Here is a 15,424-nt window from a genome sequence, read left to right on the forward strand (position 1 = left end):
TCGAGCGCCCACCCGCTGATCGAGCGCCCACCCGCTGATCGAGCGTCCACCCGCTGATCGAGCGCCCGTCCGCTGATCGAGCTTGTCGAGATCACCTCCGGCTCAGCGTGAGCTGAAAGTCGCCCGCGGAATCGGTCCAGGTCTCCACCACCGGCAGACCGGCCGCCGACAACTCGGCCGCGAGGTCGTCGGGCGCGAATTTCGTGCTGATCTCGGTGAGCACCTCACCGCCGGCGGGTAGCACCCAGTCACGGTCGAGCGCACCGAGATACGCGTGCACGTCGCGCCGCGCACGGAGCCACATCTCGATGCGGTGTCGCTTCGGATTCCATCGCGCGACGTGGTCGAAATCGTCGACGTAGAGCCCCTGCGCATCCAGGCCCCGACGCAGCACCTCGATCATGTTGCGATTGAAATCCGCTGTCACACCGGCACTGTCGTTGTAGGCAGCCACCAGCCTGCCGGTGTCCTTGATGCGATCGGCACCCAGCAGGAAGTAGTCGCCCGGGCGCAGCGACGCCGCCATCCGCCCGAAGAACTCGGCGCGTTGGTCGTCGTCGAAGTTGCCGACGGTGCCACCGAGGAACACCGCGAGCCGCGGGCCGTCGGCACCGGGAAGCAGAAGGTCCGGTTCGGTGAAGTCGGCGAGCACCGGGACGACGTCGATGCCGGGATAGTCGGCGGCCAGGGTCTCCGCGGTCGATCCCAGCATCTCCGCGCTCACGTCCACCGGCACGTAGCTCAGCCGCCGCCCGCCGGCCGCGGCGTGCGTACCGAAGGCGTCGAGCAGCACCCGCGTCTTGGTGGAGGTGCCCGAGCCGAGTTCCACCATCATCGACGCGTCGGTGACCTCGGCGATCGACGGGGCGTGCGCGGTCAGGATCGCCGTCTCCCGACGGGTCGGGTAGTACTCGGGTAGCCGGGTGATCTCATCGAAGAGTTTGCTGCCCCGCTCGTCGTAGAGCCACTTGGTGGGCAGCACCGGTGGCTGCTGCCACAGACCGCTCAACGCGTCGGTGGCCAGTTCGGACTGGACGCTGACGGTCATCGCGCCAACCGCAGTCCGGCGAACACCCAGCGAGAGGGCGCGGGGAAGAAGTTGCGGTACGTGGTTCGCTCGTGGCCGGGCGGTGTGACGGCGCTCGCGCCGCGCAGCACGTGCTGATCGGACATGAACTTGCCGTTGTACTCGCCCACGGCGCCGTTGGCCGGCGCGAAACCCGGATAGGGCAGGTAGGCGCTCGACGTCCACTCCCACACGTCGCCGATCATCGCGCCGGTTGCAGCACCCGGATGGCACCGCGCGGGATCGAGGAGTTCACCGCGCGGCCGGTCCACTGACGCGGCGGCGGTCTCCCACTCGAACTCGGTGGGCAGCCGGGCACCGGCCCAGCGCGCGAACGCATCGGCCTCGTAGAAGGAGACGTGCAGAACCGGTTCGTCGAGGACGAGTGGCCGGCGCCCGGACAAGGTGAACGTGGTCCACCCCGCGCTCTCGGCCGCCCCGTGATCGGCTGCCCCCTGACCGGCCGCCCACTGATCGGCCGCAGCGTCGTCGCGGCGCCAGTATCCCGGTGCCTCCCAACCTGTTTGACGAATGTGTGCCCATCCGTCGGAGAGCCACAGCTCGGGGCGCCGGTAGCCGTCGTCGGCCATGAACTCCAGCCAGTCGGCGTTGGTGACCGCGCGGTCGGCGATCTCGAAGTCCTCGAGGAACACCCGGTGTCGTGGGCCCTCGTTGTCGTAGGCGAAGCGTTCGGGGATGCTGCCGCCACCCGCATCGGCGGTGCCGATCTCGACCACGCCGCCGGGCACCGGACGCCATCCCATCCGACCGGGTAGTCCCGAATCGTCGGCCGGGCGGTCGACGTACACCGGGCCGACGGTGCCCGCGCGGCCCGGTCCCGGCACCGAGTTGGTGGAGAACAGGTGTTTGATGTCCATCAGGATCAGTTCCTGATGCTGCTGCTCGTGATTGCAGCCGAGTTCCAGCAGGGCGAGCGCGTCGTCGTCGAGTGCGCCGCGTTCGAGAACCTCCACCATCGCGGCATCGACGTACTCGCGGTAGTGGGCGATGTCGGCAACCCCCGGTCGGGTCACCAGTCCGCGGTCGGGGCGGGGGTGACGATCACCCACCGCCTCGTAGTAGCTGTTGAACAGGTAGCGAAACGTGTCGTCGTAGACCACGTAGGAGGGGTCCTGACGGAGGATGAACTCCTCGAAGAACCAGGTGACGTGCGCCCGATGCCATTTGGCGGGGCTGGCCTCGGTCATCGACTGCGGCGTTTGGTCCTCGGCAGACAACGGCGCGGTGAGCCGGTCGGTCAGTGCGCGGACCGCCAGAAATCGATCGGCGTGGTGGGTGCTCAGGGGAGAAACGGATTCGGTGATGCTCACTGGACGGACCTCTCCGTGGCTTGTGGACGCGGGGTGCCGTTGGACCTCGACACGCCGACCCACTCCATCGTGCCAGGGGTCGCGGCACTGTCAACGATGATCAGCCGTCCGGTAGAGGAGGGCACCGGTGCCCAGTGCAGCACGGGCCACCGACAATTCCGGTTTCTCGGGAGGTCGGTCCTCGTCGTCCGGGCGGTCAGTCCTCGTCGTCCGGGAGGTCAGTCCTCGTCGTCGATGTAGTGCACCGCCGCCTCTTCCGCGCTGGCACCGGCTCCGTCGATGCCGCAGTCGGTGGCCACGGCGTCGGATTCGGTGTCGAAGCCGTCGCCCTCGTCGGGCGCGAGCAGGCGCCCGGCGCGCCGATTGCCCACCTGGTCGTCCTCGACGAACTCGTCGCTCGAATCGCTTTCGTGCGAGCGCCAGTCACGTTTCTCGTCGCTCTCGATGTCGTCGAGCGGGTCGGTCGCACCGACGTCGGGCTCTTCTTCGGACAGACGTTCGTCGAGCGACTCGCCGTCGTGCATCTCCTGGGCGGTCAGCCCGTGCACGGCGCCCTTGGGCAGGTAATCCGGCGGCGAGTAACCCTCGTCGAGCACGTCGTCCACGCCGCGGTCGTCGAGTGTGTCCTCGGGCTGCAGCTGGTCGTCGGCGTCCAGGCTGTACTCGCCGTCCGAGCCTTCCGGAGTGCTGTCGATGTCGGTGTTCACCATTCCACGATATGCCTTCGCCACGCTGGTTCGGACGCGGCTACCCCTGCCCTGCCGCGCCCACCCGCCCGGCTTTCCCACGCGACCCGCGTCCGGCCGAAACGGCCCCACCCGACCCCGCCATCGGCCACAATGGGCAAGATGCTGGCCGAAATGCAGCGGGAAGCCCAGGCCCTCTACTCGGCAGGCGAGTACCACCACGCCCTCGCCGAATTCTCCGTGCTCGCCGAGATCCGCTCGCGACGTGAGGGCCCCTATTCGGTGGGTTACCTGTCGAATCTGCACGACTGCGTGCGCTGCATGTCGAAGCTGCAGCTGTGGTCGGACTCCGATTCACGATGCCGCGAGCTCTACGGCAAATACGTCCGCACCCACGGGCGCGGCCAGAACGACACCGTCGACGTCGCCAAGCACTGGGCGTGGGCGCTGGTGCATCTCGCCGACTATCCGCCGGCCGTCCGCCTGTATCTCCTCACCGCCGACGCGTTGTGGGACACCGACCCCGCCCAGGCCCGGCGGCTTGTCGGTGCCGCGGTGGTGCACCGGCACGGCGTCGATCCGGCACTGATGCTGGCCGGCGACACCCTCGACGGGGTGTCGCTCGGCCACGGCGCCGATGTCTATGCGGCGGTCACCGACATCGTGGCGACGCTGCCGCCGGACACCCGCGATTCCGACGAGCGGGTGAGCATCGACGGTCTCGCGATCGCGTGAACCCCCGGTTCCGGGGTCAGCTCACCGTCGGTCAGCTCACCGCGGAGCGCCGCCGGCGGAACACATGGGTGTCGGCCGCGAGGCCACCGGCCTGCGCGAAGCCGACCGCGAGGAGGCCCGCGATGAGCGCCAGCGGGAATTCGTAACCGCCGTCGGCGGTCCAGAAGCCGTGGTCGATGTGCGCGGTGAAGATGGCACCGATCATGTCGATGATCAGCAGCACGGACACCAGCGGCAGGAACAGTCCCAGGATGAGCAGGATGCCGCCGACGAACTCCACCCAGGTGGCGTAGTAGGCGGAGAATTCGGGGAAGGGCACGTCCATCGTCTTGAAGCTGGCCACCACTCCCTCATGACCGTAGGTGTGCAGTTTCTGCCATCCGTGGGCGATGAAGATGATGCCCAGGATGACGCGGGCCGCCAACAGCGCGATGCTGCGAGTGGGGTACATGGGTTTCCTTTCGTAGATCGCGATCGGACCTCCCGACCCGTCTGCGATCCGACACTATCCGGACCAAGGTCCGCTTACAAGGTGCGCTCCGCCACGCCTGCGCACTGCGGGTAGGCTGACACTTCGCGGGCCAGCGGAGATGACGACAGGAGTGATGGGTGCCGGGTAAGTCGGGCAAGATTCCGCGGCAGCCCGTTCTCGGATCACCCGTTGATGTCATCGACCCCTATCTTCCCGACAACGGCAACCTCGGGTATCGGATTTCGCGATACGACCTCGAACTGGAATACAAGGTCTCGAGCAACCGGCTCGAGGGCACCGCGGTCCTCACCGCGACGTCGTATGTGGACCTGCGCCGGTTCAGCCTCGATCTGGGGTCTGCCCTGCATGTCTCGCGGGTCAGCGTGAACGACAAGCGCGTTCGGTACAGCCACCGCAATCGCAAACTCACCATCACTCCCGGCACCCCGATCCCGCCCGGCGGTGCGATGACGATCGTGGTGCGTTACAGCGGGTCGCCGCGACCGATCCGCGGCCTCTGGGGCGAGGTGGGCTGGGAAGAACTCTCCGACGGCGCGCTGTGCGCGAATCAGCCCAACGGCGCGGCGTCGTGGTTTCCGTGCGACGACCATCCCAGCGCCAAGGCGCCCTACCGGATCGCCATCACCACCGACAGCCCGTACTACGCACTGGCCAACGGCGTCCTCGAATCACGCCGGGTGCGCGCCGCGCAGACCACCTGGGTGTACCAGCAGCTGGAGCCGATGCCCACCTACCTCGCGTCGGTGCAGATCGGGCTGTACGAACACATTCGCCTCGCGTCGCGTCCGGTCGCGGTGGCCGCCGTGCTCCCCCCGCGGCTCAAGGGCAACTTCCGGATCGACTTCGCCCGCCAGCTCGACATGATCGAGGTGTTCTCCGAGATGTTCGGGCCGTATCCGTTTCCGCAGTACACGGTGGTCGTGACCGATGACGTACTGGAGATTCCGCTGGAGGCGCAGAGTTTTTCCACGTTCGGCGCCAATCACTGCGACGGCACCGGCCGTTCCGAACGGCTGGTGGCCCACGAACTGGCCCATCAGTGGTTCGGCAATTCGGTGACGCTCTCGCGCTGGCACGACATCTGGCTGCACGAGGGCTTCGCCTGCTACGCCGAGTGGCTGTGGAGCCAGCGTTCCGGCGGGCGCAGCGCCGACGAACTGGCCCGCCACTACTACGCCAAACTCGCCGCGTCGCCGGTCCGGGTACCGCTCACCGATCCCACCCCGCGCAAGATGTTCGACGACTGGGTGTACAAGCGCGGCGCGATCACGTTGCACGCCTTGCGGTTACGCATCGGCGACGGCAACTTCTTCGCACTGCTGCGGCGCTGGACCGACAAGTACCGCTACGGGTCGGCGACCACCGAGGACTTCATCGCGCTGGCCGCCAACTACTCTGCGGCACCGCTGCACGACCTGTGGGACCAGTGGTTGTTCACACCCGCACTGCCACCCTTCCCCGGACCGGCCTGATCCGATGCGGCGCGTCACCGTCGCGACCGTGGTGGCGGCGGTCTCGGGGTATCTGGTGCTGCTGCTGGCCGCACGCCACCTCGGCGCCGGCGGGTACGCGGTGTTCGCGGTGTTCTGGGCCGCCTACGGGCTGGTGACCGGCGCCCAGAACGGGCAGTTGCAGGAGACCACCCGCGCGGTGCGCGCGGCGTCGGAATCCGATGTCGCACGGGGCCGGCCGCTGCGGGTGAACGTCGGCATCGGCGTCGGACTGGCCGTGCTCGTGGCCGCCACCGCGCCGCTGTGGAGCAGCCGCGTCTTCGACGAGCAGCGCGGGCTGTCGGTGATGCTGCTCGCGCTGGGGGTCGCTAGTTTCGCGGTGTACGCCCACCTGTGCGGCGCCTTGTCGGGGGCGGTGCGCTGGACCCCGTTCGCGGTGCTGCTCAGCGTGGATGCGCTGATCCGGCTGGGCGGTGCGGTACTCGCGGTGGCGGCGGGCTGGGGCGTGAGCGCGTTCCTGGTGGTGACCGTGATCGGTTCGGTCTCGTGGTGTCTGGTGCTGCTGGGATCGTCGGCCGCACGGCGCGCAGTGGGACTGCCCGGCGACGTGGACACCCGGCGGCTGACCGCCAACACCCTGACCGCCATGGCCGCGGCCCTCGCGTCGGCCGTGGTGGTGATGGGATTCCCGGTGCTCATCAATCTCACCTCCCGCACCGCCGACGACCAGCAGGTGGTGGGTGCGGTGATCCTCGCGGTGACGCTCACCCGCGCACCACTACTGGTGCCGCTCAACAGTTTTCAAGGGTTTCTGATCTCCCGTTTCGTCGCCGCCCGGCCGCGGGTGGCCACCTCACTGGCCGCCCCGCTGGCGGTGGTGGCGGTGATCGGTGCGGTGGGTGCGGTGGCCGCCTGGGCGATCGGCTCGTGGCTGCTCACCCACGTCTTCGGCGGCGATTACACGCTGCCCGGACTCACCCTGGCCTGGTTCACCCTGGGCGCCACCGCACTGGGGGTGCTCACGGTCACCGGGTCGGCGACCGTCGCGGTGGGCGCGCATCGCTGGTACGCCGCCGGCTGGTGGGTGGCCGCGGCCGCGTGTGCCGCGCTGCTCACCGTCCCCCTGTCGGTGGCCGACCGCGTCGCGCTCTCGCTGATCGCGGGCCCGCTGGTGGGCGTGTCGGTGCACGTGTTGGGGCTCGCGCGAGCGGAATAGGTCCACAGCCGTCACGGCTGAGACCGGCGACCTGCACCGGTGCACTCGGCACCCCTCAGCGGTGACCCTTGTGGACGGCCATCGTGGACGCCGCCCTGGACATCGCGTGATGCAGGCGCGACGTGAGATGCAGGCGAGCCGCCCGAGCCGCGTGCGGCCATTCGTGTTGTGCGCAGCGCACCGCCTCGTCGGCGAAGAACCGGTTCTCCTCCGCGAAGCGCCGACCGTCGACGGCCTGCACCGAACTCACCGACGCGTCGTGGCGACGGTAACGGAACACCACCGCCGGATCGTGCACCAGTTCCGCACCGGCGAACGCGAGGTCGACGAGCAACGCGAGGTCGAGGACCACGTCGAGCCCAGGCCGGAACCCGACCCGCCGCACCGGCTCGGTACACCACAGCAGCGACGGGAAGTACGTCCAGTTTCCGCGATACAGGCTGGTGGCCATCGCCTCTCCGCGCAGCACTGCCGGACCCGACGGCGCGAGGAAGGCCTTGACGCGGTCGCCGATCGGGCGCACCACCCGGTCCTGCGAGTCGATCACCTCGACACCCGGCGCCACCACCGCGGCGTCGGGATGCCGGTCGGAGATCGACCGCACCGTGGACAGATAGTCGGGCAGCATCACGTCGTCGCAGCCCATCACGACGAACCGATCGGCGGTGACCAGGTCGACGCAGCGGCGGAAGTTGCCGTTCACACCCAGATTGGTCTCGTTGCGCTGGTAGTGCACACGCGCATCGTCGAGTGAGGTCAGCCATTCGCGCGGCTCCGGGTCGGGGTAGCAGTCGTCGACCACCACCAGCCGCAGGTCCGGATCGGATTGGCCGAGCACGCTGGTGACCGACTGACGGAACTGGTCGACGTCGCCGTAGAAGGGCATCATCACGTCGATCGGCACCGCTACAGGGTAATCAGGTGCGCGAGGCCTCATCAGCCCGGTCGCGGCACGCACGTTCGCGCGCCGGGAACGGGCGTGACATGGACCCGCCCTTCTGGGCGATAGGGTGACGTACATGACGGAGGCCTCAGCGAACAGGGGGGCGACCACCAACGACGACGTGTGGCTGGTGATCCCCGTGTTCAACGAGGGCGAGGTGATCCGCGACGTGGTCGTCAACGCCGCGAAGACCTTTCCCAACATCGTGTGCGTCGACGACGGCTCCCGCGACAACTCCGCCGCCGAGATCAAGGCGGCCGCACGCGTGGTGACCCCCGAGGGCGGAGGGGGAATCCGCCTCGTGCGGCATCCGGTGAATCTCGGCCAGGGCGCCGCGATCCAGACGGGCGTCGAATATGCGCGGGCACAGCCGGGAGCACGGTATTTCGTCACCTTCGACGCCGACGGTCAGCATCAGGTGCACGACGTGGTGGCCATGGTCGATCGCCTGCGCACCGAGCCGATCGACATCGTCGTCGGCACACGCTTCGCCGACGGACGCAGCGAGTCCGTACCGCTACTCAAGCGCATCGTGCTGCGGACGGTGGTGTTCCTCAGCCCACGCACCCGACGACTCGGCCTCAGCGATGCGCACAACGGACTGCGGGCCTTCAACAAGACCGTCGCCGATGAGCTCGACCTGCTGATGGCCGGGATGAGTCACGCATCGGAGTTCGTGACCCTCATCGACCACCACCACTGGCGGGTGGCCGAACAACCGGTCACCATCCTGTACACCGATTACTCACGCGCCAAGGGGCAGTCCCTGATCAACGGGGTCAACATCGTGGCCGACGGCCTGCTCCACGGACGCATGCGGAGGTAATGCCATGATCGTCATCCAGATCCTGCTGGTGGCCGCCGCGCTGGGGCTGGTGTGGTTCTTCCTCACCAACCGGGGCAACGCCCGATCGTCGGCCGGCGTGAAACTGCTGTTCGTCGCGTTCGTGGCCTTCGGCATCTACGCGATGCTGCGGCCCAACGACCTGACCGTGGTGGCCGGGTGGGTCGGGGTGGGCCGCGGCACCGACCTCGTGCTGTACTGCCTGGTCATCGCGTTCGCGTTCACCACGGTGGCCACCTATCTGCGGTTCCGCGAACTCGAGATCCGCTACGCCCGGCTCGCACGGGCCGTCGCCCTGCAGAACGCGGAATCGGAGAACGCCGACAACTGAGCCCCGGCCGGCTGGCCGGGGCCCAGGAAACGACGTCGGATCAGGCGTTGGCGAACTCGCCGCGGTTGATGGCGGTCTTGCCTTCCTTGATCACCAGCAGGATGTTCTCGTGCTCGCCCACCGACTTGATGTCGTCGAGCGGGTTGCCGCGCACCACCACGAGATCGGCGATCTTGCCTGCCTCGACGGTGCCCAGCTTGTCGCCGAGCCCGCACAGGTCCGCCGAGGTCTTGGTACCGGCGACGATCGCCTCCAGCGGGGTCATGCCACCGAACTCCACCAGCAGGGCGAGTTCCTTCAGGCTGTCGCCGTGGTCGGGCGAGAGTCCCGCATCGGTACCCAGACCCACCCGGATACCTGCCGCCACCGACTCACCGACCGCCACGTGTGCCTTCTCATGCCACTCCTTGCTCTTGGCGAGGCTGTCCGGCGAAGTGGTGACGTCCTTCATGGTTTCGAGAAGGGTCGGGATCAGGAAGGTGCCCTGCTCCACCATCTGCGCGCGCAGTTCCTCGTCGAGGTCATAGCCGTGTTCGACGCTGTGCACCCCGGCCTCCACCGCGGCACGGATGCCGGGGTAGCCGATGGCGTGGGCGGCCACCGGAACGCCGCCGTAGTTCTGGCCCTCTTCGACGATGGCCGCGACCGCCTCCTCACGAAGGCCCAGCCAGGTCGGCTGGTCGTTCGGCGAGGCCACACCACCGGACGACGCCACCTTGATCACGTCGACACCCATCCGGATCAGCTCACGTGCCCGCTTGCGCGCTTCGTCGACGGTGTCGACGCGGTAGCCGCCGACCTCGGCGGTGACGTCGACACCCGACTTGAGGTGGAAGTCGGCGTGACCGGCGGTCTGGCTGAGCATGTTCACCGCCACCAGCAGTCGCGGACCCTCGACGAGTCCGTGGGCCACGGCGTCGCGGACGCCCACATCGACGCCCATGAGGTCACGCACGGTGGTCACGCCCGCGTGCAGGGTGACCTTGAGGCGGTCGATCAGCTGGTAGTACCGGTAGGCAGGCGGCACCAGTGCGATCGCGTACGGGCTGCCCTTCGTACCCGGGAGCGACAGATGCACGTGGCAGTCGAAGAACCCGGGGCACAGCGTGTTGCCCTCGAGGTCGATCGTGGTGGGTGCGGGTGCGCCGTCCGCGGGCTGCGGAGCGCCCGACGCCGGGCCCGCGTAGGTGATCTTGCCGTCGTCGACGATCACGACGGCGTCGGGGATCGGATCGGCGCCGGTACCGTCGATGAGGACGGCGTTGCGCAACAAGGTGGTCATGACCTCGTTCTACTCCGTCGACGCGTCCGCTTTACGGGTTCCGGCATCGCCCACGTGCGCAAACAGCCTGGCAGGAGGCGATTTTCGACGGGCACCCGATCATGTCGGCACATGTTTCGTGCCACCATGGCACGAATTTGCGGATGGATCAGGTGAGCGAGCGAAGGTAGGCTGTCACGTCGTCGAAATCGGGGAGCAGCCCCGATTCCCGGGCCTCACTCAGCCCGGGGGCCGCGGTGTCTTTCCCCGACAACTCGTAGGTCAGCGGTGACCCGTCCCGGGCCTCGGTGGGCCACGCGATGCCGACTTCCTCATCGAGCGGATTGATCCCGTGCTCGGCAGTCGGGTTGTACCCGGTCGAGCACAGGTAGGTGACGGTCGAGTTGTCCGCGAGCGCACAGAACGCGTGGCCGAGCCCCTCCGACAGGTACACCGCGCGGCGGTCGGTGTCGTCGAGCAGCACGGTGTCGTAGGTGCCGAAGGTCGGCGACCCGACGCGGATGTCGACGATGACGTCGAGGATGGCACCCGACGGACAGGTGACGTACTTCGCTTGTCCCGGTGGCACATCGGCGAAATGCACACCGCGCAGCACGCCGGCCGCCGAGACCGACAAATTCACCTGCGCGGGATCGAACCGGTGACCGATGACCTCGGCGAGCATGTCGGCCTTGAACGCCTCGGCGAACAGCCCTCGGGCGTCGCCGTGCTGCACCGGGGTGAACTCCCACGCCCCGTCGATCGACAGCGGACGGATCTTCACTCTCGCGCTCCCGTCACCGACACCCCGATCACCCGAAACCCTTGCCGCGGGCCAAGATGTCGAGCAGGTAATTGCCATAGCCCGACTTGCGCAGCTTCTCGGCCCGCACCGCGAGCTCGTCATCACTCAAATATCCACGCCGCCAAGCGATTTCCTCGGGAACAGCGATCTTGAGTCCCTGCCGCTGCTCCACCGTCCGCACGAAATTGCCTGCGTCCAACAGTGAATCGAAGGTCCCGGTGTCCAGCCAGGCCGTCCCGCGCGGCAACACCTTCACCGCGAGTTTCCCGCGCTCGAGATAATGCGCATTCACGTCGGTGATCTCCAACTCACCCCGCGCACTCGGCGTCAGATTCCGCGCGATCTCGATCACGTCGTTGTCGTAGAAATACAAACCCGGAACCGCATAATTGGACTTCGGCGCCACCGGTTTCTCCTCCAGCGACACCGCCTGCCCGTTCGCGTCGAAATCCACCACCCCGTACGCACTCGGATCGGCCACCCAGTAGGCGAAGATCGCACCACCGTCGAGATCCTCGAAGCCCTGCAACTGGCTACCCAGGCCCGGCCCGTAGAAGATGTTGTCGCCCAACACCAGGGCCACCGACTCCGAACCGATGTGATCGGCACCCAACACGAACGCCTGCGCCAAACCATCCGGCGAGGCCTGCGTCACATACGAGATATTGATCCCGAACTGACTGCCATCCCCCAATAAACCCGAAAAGGCCGCCGCATCCTTCGGTGTCGTGATCACCAGAATGTCGCGAATACCCGCCAGCATCAGCGTCGACAGCGGGTAATAGATCATCGGCTTGTCGTACACCGGCACCATTTGCTTGCTCACACCCTGGGTGATCGGATGCAACCGCGACCCCGTGCCACCGGCCAGAATGATTCCGCGCATGTCAGCAAGGGTAAGGGTGCGCGCGGTGCTCCGCACGCGCGTGCGTCACCACCTGAGTACAGTCCACAGTGACCGCTTGGTCACCTGACCACTGTGAACAGCTGATGGCACTGTGAACACCTGACGAGGAGGAGCCGACGATGCGGGTTCTGGTCACCGGCGGCGCCGGCTTCATCGGCGCCAATTTCGTGCTCCGCACCCTCTCCCAACGGCCCGACGCGCAGATCACGGTGCTCGACAAACTCACCTATGCCGCGAACCCGGAAACACTCACGCCCGTCGCCGACAGTGTCGAACTGGTGCGCGGCGACATCGCCGACACCGACCTGGTCGACCGCCTCGTCGCCGACACCGACCTCGTCGTGCATTTCGCCGCGGAGTCGCACAACGACAACTCGCTGGCCGATCCGTCGGCATTCATCCAGACCAACCTGGTGGGCACGTATTCGCTGCTCGAGGCGGTGCGGCGGCACGACGTGCGCTATCACCACATCAGCACCGACGAGGTCTACGGCGACCTCGATCTCGACGACCCGGCACGGTTCACCGAGGCGACGCCCTACAACCCGTCGAGTCCCTACAGTTCCACCAAGGCGGGTAGCGATCTGCTGGTGCGGGCCTGGGTGCGCTCGTTCGGGGTGCCCGCGACGATCTCCAACTGTTCCAACAACTACGGCCCCTATCAGCACGTGGAGAAGTTCATTCCGCGCCAGATCACCAATGTGCTCTCCGGGGTGCGGCCCCGCCTCTACGGCGACGGACGCAACGTGCGCGACTGGATTCACGTCGACGACCACAACGACGCGGTGTGGACGATCATCGACAAGGGCGAGATCGGTGAGACGTATCTGATCGGCGCCGACGGCGAGGTGGACAACCGCACGGTCGTCGAGACCATCCTCGAGTTGCTCGGGCAGCCGCGCGACGCCTTCGACTTCGTGACCGACCGTCCGGGCCACGACCGTCGCTACGCCATCGACTCCACCCGGCTGCGCACCGAACTGGGTTGGCGGCCGAAGTTTGTGGACTTTCGGTCGGGTCTGGCGGCCACCGTGGACTGGTACCGCGACAACGCCGGCTGGTGGCAGAGCGCCAAGCAATCGGCCGAGGCAAAGTACGCGGCCACCGAGAAGGTAGTCGGCTGACGAGAGCGCTCCTGTGACGGTCCGAGTCGCGAACTTGTGCCCTGATCGTCGAGTCCTGCGCACACGAAGCGACGAGCGGTGTAGTTGTACGAAAGAAAGCCCTCAGCGTCAGGGCGTCCACGATGGAGGAGAGACACATGTGTACAGGGATCAAAGTCACGGCCAAGAACGGTGACGTTTTCTTCGGCCGGACGATGGATCTCGACATCCCGATGTTCGGCACCCCGGCGGGTCTGCCCCCGACGTTGGACAACATCGTGGTGATCTCCAGCATCCCGGCCAACACCGAGATGTCGAGTCCGCTGACCGCGTGGACCAGCAAGTACGCCACGATGGGGGTGGGCATCAAGGGCACCACCATCCTGCTCGACGGCATCAACGAAAATGGCCTGGCCGGCGATACCCAGGTTCTCATGGAATGCACCCGCGGCTCCGCAGACGACATCGCCGCACGTAAGCAGACCGCCGTGCTCGGCGAGGAGTTCGTCAGCTACATCCTCAGCCAGTTCGCCAGCGTGGCCGAGATCCGCGAGAAGTACACCGAGTTCGCACTCCTCGACCAGAAGTACTCGGCCTTCGGCCTGAACATCTCGATGCCGCTGCACTACTGCTTCGTCGACACCACCGGTGACGGCATCGTGCTGGAGCCGGTCGAGGACGGTTCGTTCAAGATCTATGACTACGCCGGCGCCTACACCAACAGCCCCGAGTACGACTGGCACCTGGTGAACATCCGCAATTACCTCGGCCTGACCAACGTCGACCCGAGTGCGGCGAAGAAGTTGCCCACCGGGTACGAACTGCAGCCGATCGAGGGCGGCACCGGCTTCGGCATGTTCGGGCTGCCCGGCGACTACACCGCGCCCTCCCGCATGGCACGAGCCTTCAACCTCGCCGCCTACCTCAAGCCGTTCGACCGCGACAAGGGCATCGCCCAGCTGTACGCGGCCTTCCGCACCGTGATCATCCCGCCCGGCCTCGAACACAAGGGAGACACCAACTCCTGGAGCGACTATTCGCGGTATTGGGCCGGATACGACCTCACCGAGCGCAAGCTGTTTGTGCAGACCGGTGAGGGCCTGGCCATCACCTCGAAGACGCTCGACACCTCGGCGACCGAGACGACCTTCGACGCCATCGACACCGGCGATTACGTCCACTCGCTGGACTGAGCCCGGGGCGGCAACCGCACCTCGAACCGCGCCCCCGACGCAGTGTTCGACGCGCTGATCGTGCCCGCATGGGCCGTGATCAGGCCGCGCGCGATCGCGAGTCCCATTCCCGAGCCCACCGGGATCGCGTCCGCCCGGCCCGGTGTGCGCGCCGCGGAGCCGCGGTAGGCCATCTCGAAGATGCGCGGTAGGTCGTCGGGGTCGATCCCGGACCCGGAGTCGTCGACGCGGCACCATGCCACCGCGCCGCCGGGAGCCGTCGCCGTGGTGGCAACCCCGGGGTGCTCGTCGACGCCGGTCGCGATGCGTACCGATCCACCGGGCGGGGTGTGGGCGAGCGCGTTCACGGTGAGATTGGTCAGCACCCGCGACATGGCGTGGGAGCTGCCGACGATCTCGACGGCGTCCTCGGGTGCGTCGACCTCGATCGTGACGCCGACGCGCGCGGCCACCGAGCGTACCGACCCGACCACCTCGTCGATCACTTCACGCAGGTCGATCTCCTCCATGTCCAGCCGGAGGGTTCCGCCGCTGATCGTCGACATCTCGAAGAGGTCGTCGACCATCGCCGACAGCCGGTCCACGTCGCGTCCGATCTGCTGCGCGAACTCGATCACCTCGTCGGGCTCGGTCACCACGCTGTCGGAGAGGGAATCGGCCAGCGCCTTGATGTCGGTGAGCGGGGTGCGCAGGTCGTGGCTGACCCACGCGATCAGTTCGCGCCGCGAGCGCTCGGCGGCGCGTTCCTGCTGACGCATCTGCCGTTCCCACACGGTTCGTCGTGCCTGGATTCGGCCCAACAACAGCGCCGCGGGCACGGTGATCACCGCGACCGCAGCGAGCACGGTGATCGTTCGCCGAAGGTCGCCGGTGAACATGAGCCCGCTCACCGCGAACACACCGACAAACGTGGCCACCAGCGGGATCAACGTCATGATGACCAGGCTGAGCAGCAACGACATCTTCTGTTGCCACCACAGGAACAGCGCTCCGCCGACCACGAGCGGCGCGGTCCACATCAGTGCGACGGCAAGGATTCGCAGTGTGTCGGTCATCGTG

16 protein-coding genes are annotated in these 15,424 nt (G+C 67.3%); 7 read left to right on the forward strand and 9 right to left on the reverse strand.

Annotated elements, in window-relative coordinates; genetic code table 11:
* Positions 1 to 91 precede the first annotated feature (91 nt).
* From egtD to ACWDSI_RS15675, 3 genes are all read right to left on the reverse strand, one after another.
* Positions 92 to 1,048 (reverse strand): L-histidine N(alpha)-methyltransferase, encoded by a 957-nt coding sequence (gene egtD, locus ACWDSI_RS15665; RefSeq protein WP_449757100.1) that lies wholly within the window; start codon positions 1,046 to 1,048, stop codon positions 92 to 94.
* A complete protein-coding gene (gene egtB, locus ACWDSI_RS15670) occupies positions 1,045 to 2,397 on the reverse strand; it encodes an ergothioneine biosynthesis protein EgtB (RefSeq protein WP_449757101.1) in 1,353 nt (450 codons plus the stop codon). The genes egtD and egtB overlap by 4 nt, the downstream gene beginning before the upstream one ends.
* Before the next feature lie 218 nt (positions 2,398 to 2,615).
* Positions 2,616 to 3,107, reverse strand: coding sequence for a DUF5709 domain-containing protein (locus ACWDSI_RS15675; RefSeq protein WP_449757102.1), 492 nt, complete (start codon positions 3,105 to 3,107; stop codon positions 2,616 to 2,618).
* Between the two features lie 138 nt (positions 3,108 to 3,245).
* Here ACWDSI_RS15675 and ACWDSI_RS15680 point away from each other — a divergent pair, with 138 nt between their 5' ends.
* Entirely contained in the window at positions 3,246 to 3,818 is a 573-nt protein-coding gene (locus tag ACWDSI_RS15680) for a hypothetical protein (RefSeq protein ID WP_449757103.1), read from the forward strand.
* A 31-nt stretch (positions 3,819 to 3,849) separates the two neighbouring features.
* Here ACWDSI_RS15680 and ACWDSI_RS15685 read toward each other — a convergent pair whose 3' ends face one another.
* Entirely contained in the window at positions 3,850 to 4,269 is a 420-nt protein-coding gene (locus ACWDSI_RS15685) for a DoxX family protein (protein WP_449757104.1), read from the reverse strand.
* 158 nt (positions 4,270 to 4,427) lie between these two features.
* Here ACWDSI_RS15685 and ACWDSI_RS15690 point away from each other — a divergent pair, with 158 nt between their 5' ends.
* Both ACWDSI_RS15690 and ACWDSI_RS15695 read left to right on the forward strand, forming a co-directional pair.
* Positions 4,428 to 5,783: a M1 family metallopeptidase gene (locus ACWDSI_RS15690; RefSeq protein ID WP_449757105.1), complete on the forward strand. Its 1,356-nt coding sequence runs from the start codon at positions 4,428 to 4,430 to the stop codon at positions 5,781 to 5,783.
* A 4-nt stretch (positions 5,784 to 5,787) separates the two neighbouring features.
* Positions 5,788 to 6,978 carry a polysaccharide biosynthesis protein gene (locus ACWDSI_RS15695; protein WP_449757106.1) on the forward strand — a complete coding sequence of 397 codons (1,191 nt, stop codon included), beginning with the start codon at positions 5,788 to 5,790 and terminating at the stop codon, positions 6,976 to 6,978.
* A gap of 55 nt (positions 6,979 to 7,033) precedes the next feature.
* On the opposite strand, the gene ACWDSI_RS15700 is transcribed toward ACWDSI_RS15695, so the two are convergent.
* Positions 7,034 to 7,882 (reverse strand): glycosyltransferase family 2 protein, encoded by an 849-nt coding sequence (locus tag ACWDSI_RS15700; RefSeq protein ID WP_449757107.1) that lies wholly within the window; start codon positions 7,880 to 7,882, stop codon positions 7,034 to 7,036.
* A gap of 115 nt (positions 7,883 to 7,997) precedes the next feature.
* On the opposite strand from ACWDSI_RS15700, the gene ACWDSI_RS15705 reads away from it, so the two are divergent.
* Positions 7,998 to 8,747, forward strand: a complete 750-nt coding sequence (locus ACWDSI_RS15705; RefSeq protein ID WP_449748692.1) for a glycosyltransferase family 2 protein — start codon at positions 7,998 to 8,000, stop codon at positions 8,745 to 8,747.
* 4 nt (positions 8,748 to 8,751) lie between these two features.
* Positions 8,752 to 9,096: a DUF2304 family protein gene (locus ACWDSI_RS15710; RefSeq protein ID WP_449748691.1), complete on the forward strand. Its 345-nt coding sequence runs from the start codon at positions 8,752 to 8,754 to the stop codon at positions 9,094 to 9,096.
* Between the two features lie 40 nt (positions 9,097 to 9,136).
* Here the strand turns inward: ACWDSI_RS15710 and ACWDSI_RS15715 are convergent, their stop codons facing one another.
* From ACWDSI_RS15715 to rfbA, 3 genes are all read right to left on the reverse strand, one after another.
* Positions 9,137 to 10,378, reverse strand: a complete 1,242-nt coding sequence (locus tag ACWDSI_RS15715) for an amidohydrolase family protein (protein ID WP_449757108.1) — start codon at positions 10,376 to 10,378, stop codon at positions 9,137 to 9,139.
* A 148-nt stretch (positions 10,379 to 10,526) separates the two neighbouring features.
* Entirely contained in the window at positions 10,527 to 11,141 is a 615-nt protein-coding gene (locus ACWDSI_RS15720; RefSeq protein WP_449757109.1) for a dTDP-4-dehydrorhamnose 3,5-epimerase family protein, read from the reverse strand.
* A gap of 28 nt (positions 11,142 to 11,169) precedes the next feature.
* Positions 11,170 to 12,048: a glucose-1-phosphate thymidylyltransferase RfbA gene (rfbA, locus tag ACWDSI_RS15725; RefSeq protein WP_449748733.1), complete on the reverse strand. Its 879-nt coding sequence runs from the start codon at positions 12,046 to 12,048 to the stop codon at positions 11,170 to 11,172.
* 140 nt (positions 12,049 to 12,188) lie between these two features.
* On the opposite strand from rfbA, the gene rfbB reads away from it, so the two are divergent.
* Positions 12,189 to 13,193, forward strand: a complete 1,005-nt coding sequence (gene rfbB / locus ACWDSI_RS15730; protein ID WP_449757110.1) for a dTDP-glucose 4,6-dehydratase — start codon at positions 12,189 to 12,191, stop codon at positions 13,191 to 13,193.
* 137 nt (positions 13,194 to 13,330) lie between these two features.
* Positions 13,331 to 14,365 carry a linear amide C-N hydrolase gene (locus ACWDSI_RS15735; protein ID WP_449757111.1) on the forward strand — a complete coding sequence of 345 codons (1,035 nt, stop codon included), beginning with the start codon at positions 13,331 to 13,333 and terminating at the stop codon, positions 14,363 to 14,365.
* On the opposite strand, the gene ACWDSI_RS15740 is transcribed toward ACWDSI_RS15735, so the two are convergent.
* A complete protein-coding gene (locus ACWDSI_RS15740) occupies positions 14,344 to 15,420 on the reverse strand; it encodes a sensor histidine kinase (protein WP_449757112.1) in 1,077 nt (358 codons plus the stop codon). The two genes, ACWDSI_RS15735 and ACWDSI_RS15740, sit on opposite strands and share 22 nt — an antisense overlap.
* Positions 15,421 to 15,424 lie beyond the last annotated feature (4 nt).

Source organism: Gordonia sp. NPDC003429 (assembly GCF_053588575.1).

What these genes read in the sequence shown, in the direction of transcription:
- ACWDSI_RS15675 (WP_449757102.1), bottom strand. Translation starts at nt 3,107, where the DNA reads ATGGTGAACACCGACATCGACAGCACTCCGGAAGGCTCGGACGGCGAG.
- rfbB (WP_449757110.1), top strand. Translation starts at nt 12,189, where the DNA reads ATGCGGGTTCTGGTCACCGGCGGCGCCGGCTTCATCGGCGCCAATTTC.
- ACWDSI_RS15710 (WP_449748691.1), top strand. Translation starts at nt 8,752, where the DNA reads ATGATCGTCATCCAGATCCTGCTGGTGGCCGCCGCGCTGGGGCTGGTG.
- ACWDSI_RS15695 (WP_449757106.1), top strand. Translation starts at nt 5,788, where the DNA reads ATGCGGCGCGTCACCGTCGCGACCGTGGTGGCGGCGGTCTCGGGGTAT.
- ACWDSI_RS15685 (WP_449757104.1), bottom strand. Translation starts at nt 4,269, where the DNA reads ATGTACCCCACTCGCAGCATCGCGCTGTTGGCGGCCCGCGTCATCCTG.
- ACWDSI_RS15715 (WP_449757108.1), bottom strand. Translation starts at nt 10,378, where the DNA reads ATGACCACCTTGTTGCGCAACGCCGTCCTCATCGACGGTACCGGCGCC.
- ACWDSI_RS15735 (WP_449757111.1), top strand. Translation starts at nt 13,331, where the DNA reads ATGTGTACAGGGATCAAAGTCACGGCCAAGAACGGTGACGTTTTCTTC.
- rfbA (WP_449748733.1), bottom strand. Translation starts at nt 12,048, where the DNA reads ATGCGCGGAATCATTCTGGCCGGTGGCACGGGGTCGCGGTTGCATCCG.
- egtD (WP_449757100.1), bottom strand. Translation starts at nt 1,048, where the DNA reads ATGACCGTCAGCGTCCAGTCCGAACTGGCCACCGACGCGTTGAGCGGT.
- ACWDSI_RS15705 (WP_449748692.1), top strand. Translation starts at nt 7,998, where the DNA reads ATGACGGAGGCCTCAGCGAACAGGGGGGCGACCACCAACGACGACGTG.
- ACWDSI_RS15740 (WP_449757112.1), bottom strand. Translation starts at nt 15,420, where the DNA reads ATGACCGACACACTGCGAATCCTTGCCGTCGCACTGATGTGGACCGCG.
- ACWDSI_RS15680 (WP_449757103.1), top strand. Translation starts at nt 3,246, where the DNA reads ATGCTGGCCGAAATGCAGCGGGAAGCCCAGGCCCTCTACTCGGCAGGC.